Source organism: Bacillota bacterium, assembly GCA_012837335.1.
In the GTDB taxonomy this organism is placed as follows: domain Bacteria; phylum Bacillota; class Limnochordia; order Darwinibacteriales; family DTU012; genus DTU012.
This window is the reverse complement of record DURM01000052.1, coordinates 80235-93540: the sequence shown is the minus strand read 5'-3', so window position 1 is coordinate 93540 and position 13306 is coordinate 80235. Positions and strand designations below refer to the sequence as shown.

General features: G+C 46.7%; 12 protein-coding genes, 1 tRNA gene and 1 other annotated feature. All 13 genes read right to left on the bottom strand.

Annotated features, from left to right (window positions below; all coding sequences use genetic code 11):
* Positions 1–64: 64 nt before the first annotated feature.
* Positions 65–967: a DNA polymerase domain-containing protein gene (locus GX019_07095; protein HHT36928.1), complete on the bottom strand. Its 903-nt coding sequence runs from the start codon at positions 965–967 to the stop codon at positions 65–67.
* Entirely contained in the window at positions 964–1869 is a 906-nt protein-coding gene (locus GX019_07090; GenBank protein HHT36927.1) for an ATP-dependent DNA ligase, read from the bottom strand. The genes GX019_07095 and GX019_07090 overlap by 4 nt, the downstream gene beginning before the upstream one ends.
* On the bottom strand, positions 1856–2659 hold the full coding sequence (locus GX019_07085) for a Ku protein (GenBank protein HHT36926.1): 804 nt from the start codon (positions 2657–2659) through the stop codon (positions 1856–1858). The genes GX019_07090 and GX019_07085 overlap by 14 nt, the downstream gene beginning before the upstream one ends.
* A gap of 121 nt (positions 2660–2780) precedes the next feature.
* Positions 2781–2855 (bottom strand) — tRNA-Cys (locus GX019_07080).
* 153 nt (positions 2856–3008) lie between these two features.
* Positions 3009–4292, bottom strand: coding sequence for a hypothetical protein (locus GX019_07075; protein HHT36925.1), 1284 nt, complete (start codon positions 4290–4292; stop codon positions 3009–3011).
* A 413-nt stretch (positions 4293–4705) separates the two neighbouring features.
* Entirely contained in the window at positions 4706–5248 is a 543-nt protein-coding gene (pyrR, locus tag GX019_07070) for a bifunctional pyr operon transcriptional regulator/uracil phosphoribosyltransferase PyrR (protein ID HHT36924.1), read from the bottom strand.
* A gap of 46 nt (positions 5249–5294) precedes the next feature.
* Entirely contained in the window at positions 5295–6221 is a 927-nt protein-coding gene (locus tag GX019_07065; protein ID HHT36923.1) for an RluA family pseudouridine synthase, read from the bottom strand.
* The gene (gene lspA / locus GX019_07060) at positions 6199–6642 is read right to left on the bottom strand and encodes a signal peptidase II (protein HHT36922.1); all 444 of its coding nucleotides are present in this window, start codon (positions 6640–6642) and stop codon (positions 6199–6201) included. Before lspA ends, GX019_07065 begins: the two co-directional genes overlap by 23 nt.
* A gap of 77 nt (positions 6643–6719) precedes the next feature.
* On the bottom strand, positions 6720–7319 hold the full coding sequence (locus GX019_07055) for a conjugal transfer protein TraR (GenBank protein ID HHT36921.1): 600 nt from the start codon (positions 7317–7319) through the stop codon (positions 6720–6722).
* 11 nt (positions 7320–7330) lie between these two features.
* The gene (locus GX019_07050) at positions 7331–7639 is read right to left on the bottom strand and encodes a hypothetical protein (protein HHT36920.1); all 309 of its coding nucleotides are present in this window, start codon (positions 7637–7639) and stop codon (positions 7331–7333) included.
* A gap of 43 nt (positions 7640–7682) precedes the next feature.
* Positions 7683–10448: an isoleucine--tRNA ligase gene (gene ileS, locus GX019_07045; GenBank protein HHT36919.1), complete on the bottom strand. Its 2766-nt coding sequence runs from the start codon at positions 10446–10448 to the stop codon at positions 7683–7685.
* A gap of 47 nt (positions 10449–10495) precedes the next feature.
* Positions 10496–10715, bottom strand: a binding site (T-box leader).
* Between the two features lie 81 nt (positions 10716–10796).
* Complete coding sequence (locus tag GX019_07040) at positions 10797–12410, bottom strand: methyl-accepting chemotaxis protein (GenBank protein HHT36918.1); 1614 nt, start codon at positions 12408–12410, stop codon at positions 10797–10799.
* Positions 12411–12496: 86 nt separating this feature from the next.
* The gene (proC, locus tag GX019_07035; GenBank protein HHT36917.1) at positions 12497–13300 is read right to left on the bottom strand and encodes a pyrroline-5-carboxylate reductase; all 804 of its coding nucleotides are present in this window, start codon (positions 13298–13300) and stop codon (positions 12497–12499) included.
* Positions 13301–13306 lie beyond the last annotated feature (6 nt).

Sequence of the window (13306 nt, the reverse complement as noted above, 5' to 3'; positions counted from 1 at the left end):
ACACCGCTTCCTCACCTCTTCCTGTTCTAGTATATGGCTTGCCATAGTTCGATATTCTCTGCTGTTATTTATCTGAAAAAAACTTAAGCAGATGATCGATAGACTGCAGATCCGACAAAACCGGTTCGAAAAGATCACCCTGCTGCTCGATCCGAAGCGGAACCGTCTCCACCGTGAAATTTTCCGGTTTAATCTCATCTAGTTCTTCCCAACGTACTGGGGTCGAGACCGGCGCCTGCGGCAGCGGTCTGGGGCTGTAGACTCCGACAATTGTTTTACCTGCCAGATTCTGGAGATGATCGATATATACACCATGGCGATTTTTAATCAGCCGCTCATTGGTAACAGTTTCCGGATAAAATTGAACTAAAATCTTACCAATAAATTCAACCAGCCGGCTGGTCTGCTTAAAAGTATATCTAGGTTTAAGAGGAATATAGATATGAATGCCCGTCGCCCCAGATGTCTTGGGATACCCTCGCAGTCCCAGTTCATCCAGGACTAGCTTAACTTTCTTAGCTGTATCCCTCGCTTCAGTAAACCCCGCAGGAGCTGTCGGGTCTAGATCAATAACAGCAAAACTGGGCGCCGGATAAAAATCTAGATGATAGAGGGCAGGATGAATCTCCAGCATGCCTTGATTTCCCAACCAGACCAGAGTAGCTAAATCGTTACAGATAATATATTCGGTAGTTTTATTATCGGTGACTAGAGGAACCCGCGTTATCCACTCAGGAGCGTAATCAGGACAGTTCTTCTGATAAAAACCATCACCTTCAATGCCGTTAGGATAACGTGTTATCGTCAGGGGACGACCGCTCCAGTGCTTAAGTGCAGTTGGCGCCACCGCAAGATAATACTTGATTAAATCTGCCTTGGTAATGACAGGAGCTGGCCATAGTATTTTATCAAGATTAGTCAGAGCAACCTGCCTGTCAGAAATGCTTACATCTTGGAGGGTTCTCATGGCACAGCACACTCCTCAACCGCTTTATCAACCCTCAAGCCGAGGAAGCTGGGCTGCCGCAGTCTGCCATCTGCTGTGTACTCTAAATAACCAACCCTAGCGATCAAGACAGGCTTTACCCATAATGCACCAGGAACTTGTGGGTCTTGAGCTAACCCACTTTGCTCAGCCGAAATCCGGGCTAAGCCCGCTCTCAGAATCTTCTTGTCCTGATCAGAAAAGCCGGTTCCAACATTACCTACATAGACCAACTGTTCCTGGTCATATTGGGCCAACAATAATGATTTAAACCCGGTATGATCTGGAATATAACCAATAATCACAGCATCAGTCTCCAGACGCACTTTAATTTTCCGCCACGCTCTGCTTCTTTTTCCCGGCAGATAAACACTGTATTTATCCTTGGCAACCATTCCCTCCAAGTTTTGCTCCTTAACAGCAGCGAAGAATCTAACCCCGTGCTGTTCTACCCCCCGTGACATCAGCACAGTACTGAATGAACGCCCCTCGATCAAAGCGCTGAGATGCTCGCGCCTGCGGACAAGTGGCTCTTGGATCAGATCCTCACCATTTAGGTGAAGGATATCAAAGACAACATAGGTACCGATATCTCCCGGTTTTTTTCGCTGCAGCTGCGAAAAGTTTGGTTTATGATCATCACCCAGCATGATCAGTTCTCCATCTAATATGCAGGACGAGCCAACTTTTTTAAGGTCCTGCGCTATTTCAGGAAAATAAGGTGTCAGATCCCGGTGGCTGCGGCTGTACAGTGTTATCTCTGTCCCGCAGTAGGCAAGGCAGCGGTATCCATCCCACTTGATCTCAAACAAATAATCTGAAGAATCAAAAGCGCTGGGGTAATCTACAGCTAACATAGGCTTGATTAACTCAGCCGAAAACATGCTCTTTTTCTTCCTTCGCTTGGTTTTCAGCCACCCTAAGTGATGCCTCCAGCGCAGCCATGAGGTCGAAGATTTCCTCCTTGGCTTGGGGCTCTGCTGCGATTATGCCTTCATCTCCCGCAATTTTTGCATCAATCAAATCAACGAGGGCCTTGCGGTATTCATTCTCATATTTGGCAGGTTCAAAAGATACTGACTGGCTTTCAATCAGACTGACAGCCATGTCCAGCTCCCGCTCGCTGGGCTCAACTACTTCACGGATAATAAGCTCCTCAGAAGACCTGATCTCTGCTGGGTAAAACATCGTTTCTAAGGCCATGACATCCTGATAAAGGCGTATTGCCGCCAGCACCTGTTTGGTGCGAATCACCACTCTTGCCAGAGCAATCTTGCCTGTCTGCATCATTGCCTGCCGCAGCAGTTGATACGCTTTGATTCCAGGTTTTACTGCTTCCAAAAAGTACGTCTTATCAAAATAAATCGGATCAATTTCTGCTAAATCTACGAAGTTAAGGATATCAATCGTCTTAGTAGCTTCAATGGCCACTCCGGCAAAATCAGCTTCCGTCAGCACCACATACTGCCCTTTGGCAAATTCAAAACCCCGCACAATCTCATCCTGACCCACTTCCACCTGACAGGTTGGGCACATTTTCTGGTAGCGAATCGGTGTGTGGCATTTGCTGTGCAGGTAATTAAACTTCAAGTCTTGGCGCTCTGTGGCAGCGTACATTTTTACGGGAATATTTACCAAACCAAAACTAATAGCGCCGCTCCAAAGGCTGCGCATAGCAGATCCCTCCCTTGTGAGCTTAGTCTCTGCCCACGCAGGACGCTTTAACCGTAGGGATCCGTACCTATTTTGGCAAATAAAAAAAGGATAGCTGTTTCTATCCTTAATTTGAACAATATGGAGGCGGCACCCAGATTCGAACTGGGGAATGGAGCTTTTGCAGAGCTCTGCCTTACCACTTGGCTATGCCGCCATACTTAAATCGCATCAGCATTTATTATTTTACCACTCATCCAAAACCATGTCAAGAGCCTACCAGGAAAATATCTGTAAAAAAACCAGCTGCTGGATTTAACAACCTTTAGTGGAGGTTCTGCCCCATCCGGGACAGAACCTCTCTTATATTTTACTGGTTAAATAAGTCGTCGAGAAAAGCTTGAGCTTCAGGGGCAACCTCATCCAGTGCGGCAGCTGCACCCTTCTCCCCTCTAACCACTTCGCCGATTGGTCCCTCTAAGACATCCCAAAAACCACTGTATTGGAAAGCATCGCCTTCCCCGTCCCAGGCTTCAATGGCTGCCATGTATACTTCTAGATGATCTCTCGAGGCCATGTAGTTGTTGATGTAGAAATCCAGATACTCTTCAGTATCTTCTTCTCTAAACAAGAAATCGACTAAAGCGATTAACCCCTCCGGATCGGCGGAATTTATCGGCAGGAAATTGCTGGAAAAGTCAAATGCCGGATAGAAGTAGCGATCTGCATCTGGTCCGATTGGATGCGGAACGATGCCAAAATTGATATCTCCGGCTTGAATGCGGTGCCGCAGTCCTGCTAAGTGGCTGCCGCCGAACACGCCGGGATTACCCAATACACCCAGCTCGTTCTGCCAGCGCTGGACTAAATTCAGTCCGTTGATAATCTCTTGGCGGTTGAGGGCAAATACCCATTTACCGTTTTCATCCTGCTGAGCAAACTCCACACCATTGTAACCCGGAATGAATCTGACCGCAGCTACAGCGTTGGCAACATCCCACGCGCCATATTGGTCAATCACTCCATCACCATCGGTGTCTTTAGTCAGAGCAATGAGATACTCCTCATATGTCTTGTAATCCCAGCGCCCTTCCAACCACAGTTGATACGGATCCTCCAAGCCAGCCTCCTCTATGACCTCCCGATCATAGTTGAGGATGTTCATGGTAGCATTAAAAATTCCATGCATTACCCCAAATCCGTAATATTCTCCCTCATAAGCCAATTTCTTAATAGATACTTGATCTGCTCTTGGCAGCGATTCGTAATATTCATCAGGTAAAATTGAGCCTACCGGATAAAGCATTCCGGCTGAAACAAGCGGAAAGTATCCGGACCGATGATTAAACCTAAATATGTCATAAGTACTGTCGCCAGCCATAATTCTAGCCATAACCTGGTCAAACCATCCGAAAGTGGCTGTTTCTATCTTCACATTAAACAGCTCTTCCGCTTCACGAACTCTTTCATCGAGTGGTTTTCCACCGTTGTGGATAACCCAGTCTACATCGCGAATCATAATTGTAACAGTTTCACCGCCAAAATCAACTTCCTCTGGACTAAGCACACCCGGCCGAGGAGTGTAAGCGCTGACAGCGCTGCTGATCATGAGTACTGCGCAAATCACCATAACCAAACTCAGTTTCGTCCTCATTAAACTACTCCTTTCGTTTTTTTTATTATATCGCAATGCACCGATCATTTTACAATATTTTCTGGAAACCGTCAAGTTTTTACATGGGAATAACTTCCAGGAAAATGTAAATGAATAAAACCATCTATGCCGGGGCAAGATATAGATGCGGTGATAAGCAGTGTTGCATCAGCTTATATTCGAATCAATGCCTGCTTGCTTAAGATCTCTGTACTTAGACCGCAGGAAGGTTCAGCTTATCGCCGAGCATTGATTCGATTTAAGCGCGGAAACGAAACAGTAAATGTGCACCAGCTGCACCAGCGTATCCAGTCAAATGATGAAACAAGTAAAGACCAAGAATTTCTGTGGTTTAGTCAGCTGATCTTAAGCTTAAAGGAGGAGCCAAGTCCGGCTCCTCTTTTTCCATGCATTTACTCTGGCCTGCCCATAATGTAGACACTGTCTTCACCGTCAATTTCCTTTAAGCATACTGATATCAGTTCTTGCTTAGAAGTTGGTACATTCTTACCAACAAAATCTGCGCGGATTGGCAGTTCCCTGTGTCCTCTGTCGACAAGGACTGCCAGCTGAATCGCTTTTGGACGGCCTAGATCGATGATACCATCCAGAGCTGCGCGCACTGTCCGCCCAGTATAGATTACATCGTCCACTAAAATAATCGTTTTGTTTACAACCGAAAAAGAAATCTCCGTCTTGTTAATAGTTGGCTGATCTGCTACAGCAGATAAATCATCACGATACAGGGAAATATCCAAAATACCCACTGGTACCTGTGCTCCTTCGATCTCCTCAATCTTGTCAGCAATCCGTTTTGCCAGCGGTACTCCGCGGGTGCGGATTCCGACCACTGCCAGATCAGCTATTCCCTTGTTTTTTTCAATAATCTCATGGGAGATGCGGGTCAGTGCCCGCCTAATCCCGTCAGTTTCCATAATCTGTGCTTTCTTGATCAATCCCATTAACTCCTACCTCCCCAAAACCTGCCCTACCAAACCACTGTTAACTTAATCTAGCTTTTATCAGAATCTGCTCAAAATCCCTAGGCAGTTTTGTCTTATACTCAACCCACTCGCCTCTAGGATGCTTAAAACCCAAATAATAGGCGTGAAGCAGCTGACGCTGCGCTCCCAGGTTGCCCTGCTTTCTCCCATATTCTGGATCGCCTACAATCGGATGATTGATTGCCGCCAGATGAACGCGGATTTGATGAGTTCTTCCCGTGACAAGCCGGCATTCGACCAATGAATATTTAGAATTAACCTGTTCCAAGACTTCAAATTCAGTAACAGCAGGACGGCCTTGTTCACTCACCGCCATCTTTTTGCGGTCTACCGGATGGCGCCCAATCGGCGCTTCAATTCTGCCTTTATCGTCCTTGATGATGCCGTGAACCAGAGCTAAATAGTGGCGCTTAACGGTGCGCGCTTTCAGCTGGGCTGCCAAGTTCTGATGCACAAAATCATTTTTGGCGATCACCATCAGTCCGCTCGTATCTTTGTCGAGACGGTGGACAATCCCAGGACGGAGCTTGCCCCCAATCCCGGACAAATCGGTAATATGATATAAGAGTGCATTGACAAGGGTATGGCGCGTATTGCCCGCTCCCGGATGAACGACCAACCCGGGCGGTTTATTAACCACTGCCAAATCTTGATCCTGGTAGATTACTTCCAACTCCAAATTTTCCGGCTCAAGCTCCAGCGGTTCCGGCTCGGGAATTGATACCGAAATCCGATCTCCAGGTTTTAAACGATACCCGGCTTTAACAGCCGTTCCATTGACTGCTATTAAACCATCAGCGAGCAAACGCTTAACTTGCGAGCGGGTTTGTCCAATCCGATCCGCGAGAAAAACATCTAAGCGGCTGCCTGCATCTTCCTCGCTGCCGATCAACTCCAGATTTTCAGCTATTCGCTTTCCGCTCATTAATCAAAACCTCCAGAAACAATAACGCAACCCCTGCCACAATGCTCATATCAGCAATATTAAAGATGGGAAAAATAGTTATATCGATAAAGTCTATAACTGCTCCAATGCGGATTCGATCGATTAGATTACCAATTGTTCCCGCAATTGCCAAGGCTATACCCCATTGGAACAGCTTGTTCTGCTTTTTGATCTCTTTACGATAGTACCAAGTTAAAAATAAAACGACTAGTCCTAAACCAATAAAAAGCCAACGGTAGTTGGCAAACAAACCGAAGGCGGCACCCACGTTTTCAACGTAGGTTAAGTAAACATACGGCAGCAGTCTAATCCGCTCACCGATAACGAAGTTCGTGCTGATGAGCAGCTTGCTCAGCTGATCAAGCACAATAATTGCTGCGATCGCGATCTTGTATAACAACTGGATCCCTCTTTCAATTATTGCTAATAGTGAACTTCGTTTCTTGCCATGATTTTCCTGCCAACTACCCTACTTTCTTATTGGTCCCGATATAGATCTTCAAGATCATCAGCAGTGCTGAAGCCTTCATCATCGTCTAAATAGGTGTCCTCATAATCAATCGCATTCAGAACATCCTGGGGGCTGTTGGCCGTTCCAAACCGGGCAACCGCCTGCCATGTATCTTCCCCGTCAAACCCGACAAAGTCACCGGCATCACGGAAAGAACGCCTGAATGATAGTTTCCGCGCACCCTCATCTGCACCAGCCTTGGCCTCCTCTTCTCGCTTACAATTCACACAGAACTGAGCGTAGGGCAGCACATTTAAGCGTGCATCACTGATTTTCTGCTGACATCTTTCGCAAATCCCATAGCTGCCTTCATCGATCTTCTGCAGCGCTTGGTCAACAAGCTGAAGCTGGTATTCCAAGTTTTTAAACAGCCCAATATCTTTTTCGCGCTCAAACATCTGCGAACCATAGTCAGCCGGATGCTGGTCATAGGCAGACAGTTCCCCACTAACCTCATTCATATTTTCATGGATGCCCTGATCTTCAAAGGATTTGATTGTACTGAGCAGCTGCTGGCGTTCGGTCTTTAACAGTTTACGATAATGCTTTAGTTTATTCCGACGCATTGATCCCCCTCCTAATATGCTCGCCTGGACAATTCTTCCTGTACAATTCTGGCAATCTCAGCAATAAATTCTCCAACAATAGGCAAGTTCAAGGCCGCAAGCCTGCCCAGTAAATACAGGAAAAGGGCACCAACAATTGTAAACCCAACCGCCAAACCAAAACCTCTAGCGATACCGCTGATGAAATTCAAATACACAAGCCGGCGCGGCTTGCGGTACAGCTCAATATACTCGGCAACACTAGCTTTATCCATCGCCGATGCTAGCTTTTCCAATTTACCGATCAGGGTTTTGATTAAGCCCGGGTCTACTTCTTTCATCCCTTTTCCTCCTCAGGAATATCGTATGAAAAAAACTCCCCTGCTATTCTGCAGAGGAGTTTGCGATCACTGTATAACATCTGTTGCAGACATGGTGCTGTTCGTGCTCACCGACACTGGAGTCATGGCGCCAGCAGCGGTCACATTTTTCAGCATCTGCTAGATTAACATCAACCTGTATTCCAGCCTCGTCAGATTTAACCAATTCAACTTTCGAAACGATAAACAGCATTGCCAGCGACTCTGAAATCTGCTGCAGCTGCTCAACCATACTGCTAGCAGCTGTAACAGTAAGCACTGCTTCATTCGAGCTGCCTAACTTCTTCTCTGCCCGGGCATCTTCCAAAGCCTTGGTTACATGGCGTCTCACTTCCAGCAGTTTACTCCACCGATTGCGAAGAGTCTCGTCGCGATACTGATCAGGCAGTTCCTCCCAGCGAGCCAAATGCACGCTTTCTGGTGCAGACTGTGGTTTGGGCAGATGCTGCCAAATTTCGTCAGCAGTAAAGACAGTAATCGGTGCTAACAGTTTCACCAGCTCTAAAAGAATAGTGTACATTGCTGTTTGAGCAGATCGCCGCTTCTTTCCGTTCGGCTGATCGCAGTAAAGCCGATCTTTTAAAACATCCAGATAGAATCCACCAAGATCAACTGCACAGAAGTGATGAATGTTGTGGTACACCACATGAAACTCATAATCCCGATAAGCCTTTTTAACCTTACCACTGAGAACAACCAATTGATCCAGTGCCCACCGGTCGATTTCTTCCAATTCCTGATAAGGCACTTGATCTGTCTCAGGTGAAAAGTCATTGAGATTTCCTAAGATGAACCGGGCAGTATTACGAATTCTCCGGTAAGCATCGGAAAGCTGCCGCAGGATCTCTGGGGAAACTCGAATATCGCCGCGGTAATCAGCTGAGGCAACCCACATCCGCAGAATATCTGCCCCGTACTGTTTGATGACTTCAGCCGGACCAACAACGTTGCCTAGGGATTTGGACATTTTCTTGCCCTCACCATCGACAACAAATCCGTGGGTAAGGACGCTCTTGTAAGGAGCTTCATTAAATACCGCAACCGATGTTGACAGCGAAGACTGGAACCAGCCGCGATGCTGGTCACTGCCTTCAAGATACAGATCAGCAGGCCATCTCAGATCATCCCGCTGCTGCAGCACAGCTGCATGGGACGAACCGGAGTCAAACCAGACATCCATGATATCTGTTTCCTTAGTAAATTCATCGCTGCCGCAGTGCGGGCACTTAAAGCCTGCTGGCAGCAGTTCCGCTGCTTCCCTAGTCCACCACGCATCGCTGCCTTCGCTGCGGAAAATATCAGCAACATGATCGGTGATTTCTTCACTGATCAGTGCTTCATCGCACTTGTCACAGTAAAACAGCGGAATCGGCACACCCCAGGTCCTCTGTCTTGAGATACACCAATCTCCCCGCTCGGCTACCATGTTGGTAATCCGATCAACACCCCACTCAGGAATCCATTCTACCTGTTTTATTGCATCAAGCATGGCTTCTCTAAATCCACTGATTGAGGCAAACCACTGCTCTGTAGCCCTAAAGATAACCGGATCTTTACAGCGCCAGCAGTGCGGATAAGAGTGAGAAACAAAGTCAAGCTTAAGCAGCGCGCCCACTGCCTCTAGATCTTCAACGATCTTTTTATTGCCATCGGTAATCTTTATACCGGCATACTGCTCTGCTTCCTCGGTAAAGACTCCATGCTCATCAACAGGTGTAAGAATCGGCAGTTTGTAATTCAAGCCAACCAAATAGTCCTCATGACCATGACCGGGTGCAGTGTGAACGCAGCCAGTTCCAGCTTCTAAGGTTGCGTGATCTCCCAGAATAACTATGGAATCCCGATCCATTAATGGGTGCTGGCAGGCAATCCCTTCCAATTCTGATCCAACAAATTCCTGAACGATTTCATACTGTTCCAGTTCAACTGCCTTAACAAAGTCCTCCAGCAATCCTTTGGCTACAATCAGATTACCCTTTTCAGTGCTGACATTGACATACGTCAAGTTTGGGTTTAAGCAGATTGCTAAGTTAGCCGGTATTGTCCAGGGTGTTGTTGTCCAGATTACAAAATAAGTATCTTCTTCCGAAACAATCCCTTTTCCGTCAGTTACAGCAAAGCGAACGTAAATACTGGGTGAACGGTTGTCACTGTATTCAATTTCTGCTTCAGCTAGCGCTGTTTCACAGTCCATGCACCAGTAAACCGGCTTCAAAGCTTTATAGATAAAACCTTTGCTGGCCATCTTTCCGAATATCTCGATCTGCTTGGCTTCAAACTCCGGGCTGAGGGTCAGGTAAGGATTTTCCCAGTCACCCCAAACTCCCAGGCGCTTAAACTCTTCCCGCTGAACATCCACATATTTGAGGGCATATTCCCGGCACTTCTGCCGCAGTTCGAGCTGTGTCACCTTATCGCGGTCTACTCCCAAATCCTTGATCGCCCGCAGTTCAATCGGCAGGCCATGTGTATCCCAACCAGGAACGTAGGGAGCAAGATAACCATCCATCGAATAGGTGCGGATTACAAAATCTTTGAGAATTTTATTCAATGCTGTCCCTATGTGAATATTTCCGTTCGCATATGGCGGTCCATCATGCAGAACAAAGAGGGGCAGTTCCTTCTCTTTCCCATCTGCCTGCAGCTTTTGGTAAAACTGGTTTTCCTCCCAATGCTTGAGCATTTCCGGCTCGCGCTTTGGTAGATTTGCTCGCATTGGAAAATCAGTTTTAGGCAGCTGTAATGTTTTTTGGTAATCATTTTTCTCCATTGTTTTCTGCCTCCTTATCAGTCTAAAATAAAAAAACTCCCATCCCAATCAGGGACGAGAGTAACCCGCGGTACCACCCTAGTTAAGGCTGCAGAAAAATTCAACAGCCTTCCCTCAACAGTTATAACGGAACTACCGATCAGCCTACTGCTATTTCAGCTGATAACTCCGAGGTGATCTTCAAAGAAGCGTTGGTGTCGGGCTCGCACCTAATCCCGACTCTCTGGAACCTGAAACTTCTCCTACTCTCCTCTTCATCGTCAATACATATCGCACTTTAATATCATCAATTATACTGAATAAAATGACCGGAGTCAAGGCAGCGGCTTTTGCCGCTGCCCCCCCGAGTTATTCACCAATCTGAAAGAGACTGACAACATCAGATAACTTGCCAGCAATCGTCTTTAACTGCTCACTTGTATTGGAAATTTCTTCTAGAGTAGCACTCTGCTCTTCGGTAGCACTAGCAATATTTTGAGATCCGGAGCTGATTTCGGTAGTTGCTGCAGTGATCTCTTGAATCTGGTCGATTAGTTCTAAAATCAGCTGCTCCATTTCCTGGATATTGCTTTGAGCTACATTTAACTGCTGGGTACCGTCCTGGAGCTGTTTAGCACCCGATGCAGTTCGCACAACAGCTAGATTAGTATCCTGCTGGATGCCGGTAATCAATTCAGCAATTTCTACAGTTGCACGCCCTGTCTGCTCAGCGAGCTTGCGGACTTCATCTGCTACCACAGCAAAGCCCCGTCCGTGCTCGCCAGCCCGAGCCGCTTCTATGGCTGCGTTGAGAGCCAAAAGATTTGTTTGGTCTGCAACCTCATTGATCATGTCTAAGATTCTGCTGATTTCTGACGAGCGCACTCCCAGCTGCTCCACGGTTTTGGTCAGCTCCACAACCACTGCTTCAGTCTCAGAAATCTGGCTGACTGCCTTCTCTAAGAAATCAATACTGGAAGAAGCTTTTGTAGAAACCTCATTAGCAAAACTCGACATCTGATTGGCTCTTCCGCTGATTTCTTCAGTGGTGCTGGCAAACTGATTGGTAGTGCTGGCAACCTCTTCAATAGAAGCGCTAACCTCATTGGACGAGGCTGCTAGCTCTTCACTGTATATTTCCACGTCTTTAGTTGTATTAATAATTGCACCGATTACCCTGGTTAATTCAGTCTTCATTTTGCTTAGAGACAGGCCGAGTTTGCCGAGCTCATCATTACCCAGTGTCAGGTCCTTAACAGTTAGATTACCGCTGGCAATCTCATCGCTAAAGCGGACCATACCTTCTAAAGGTTTCGCGATCGCAGAGGAAATGAGAGTTGCCAAAACTATTCCCAAGATGGCAGACACGATCAGTAATACGAAATTGGTATACTGAGTCGTAGCTACGTACGCGAGTGTGTCATTATGCGCTTGGTCGCGCTCCGCTTCAAACAACTCCTTCAGCTCCTGGCCGCTAGCGATAATCTCATCTAACAATACATTCAGCTTCTGATAATCGCTCATGCTGATAGGATCACCGAAATCCACAGCCATGGTCATGTGATTCACGATGGTATCATATTGATCCGTTAATGCTTTAATCTGATCTAAGTAAGCTGCTTGATCTTCTAATCCCTCTACATCGTAGATGGTTTCTCCCAGAGCAGCAATTATTTCGTGGGCTGCTTTGGAGTAATCTGTCGACTGCAGCACATATGTAGATTCTTCTGTTATCACAAAATCTCGCACAGAGATGCCTTTTTTGTGTATCACAGCTGATAACTCCATGATTTGATCCACTTGGTCAATCATCTGCGCTTGCTGATCAAGCAAATCATTTACGCTGTATAACGAGAAAACTGTATAGGCCGAGCTGATTAAGAATACCACAATCAAAGCAAAAAATCCTAATCTGAGTTTGTTGCGAACACTGACATTTTTAATCGACATCCGCTTCATGGTGAATTTTCGCCTGTTTTTCATTGAACTGCCTCCATTTTTCTGCGTATATTCAACATACGTTTCGAATTTTGCCATTAATAGGCAGGAATGTCAAGAGACTTTTCTTGTTATTCTATGCGGTTCAGCTCCCGTGAGCGCTCTGCACCAGCCTTAATTGCCTTCATAGCAGCAAAACGGAACCCCTGCTCTTCCAGCACTTCCAAACCCCTGATCGTGGTGCCAGCTGGCGAAGTAACCATATCCTTGAGGGCACCGGGATGCCATCCTGTCTCCAGAACCATTTGAGCAGCGCCCTTAACAGTAAGGGCTGCTAATTTCAGGGCTAACTCCCGGGGCAGACCCGCTGCAACTGCTCCATCAGCCATCGCCTCTATCAGCACATAGATATAGGCTGGACCGCTGCCGCTTAACCCAGTGACTGCATCCATTAGGCCTTCATCGACCTCTACAACTTCTCCAAGAGTAGAAAAAATCTTGGTGACAAGCTGCAGCTCCTGCTCATCGATTTCCGGTCCCGCAGTCACTGCCGAGACTCCGGCGTTAATCAGGACAGGAGTGTTAGGCATTACTCGGACTATCCTGCTAGTTTCGCCTAAGGCTAGGCGAAGCTTAGTTGTAGACAGACCGGCCATGATTGAAACAACAAGCTTATCTTTAACAATCTGAGCTAGGCTCCCGGCTATCTCAGTAAAAACCTGAGGTTTTACAGCCAAAATGATTAGATCGGACTGGATCACAGCTTCTGCAAGATCTTTGCAAGTCCTGATACCAAAGTATTCTAGGTTGTTTTCTGCTTCCACGAGCAGCGGATCGCAGGCTGTAATCTGTTCCGGCATGAAGAGCCCGGCATCAACAATCCCTTTCAGAAGAGCAGAACCCATTTTCCCTAAACCAATCAGACAGATTCTCACAGCATA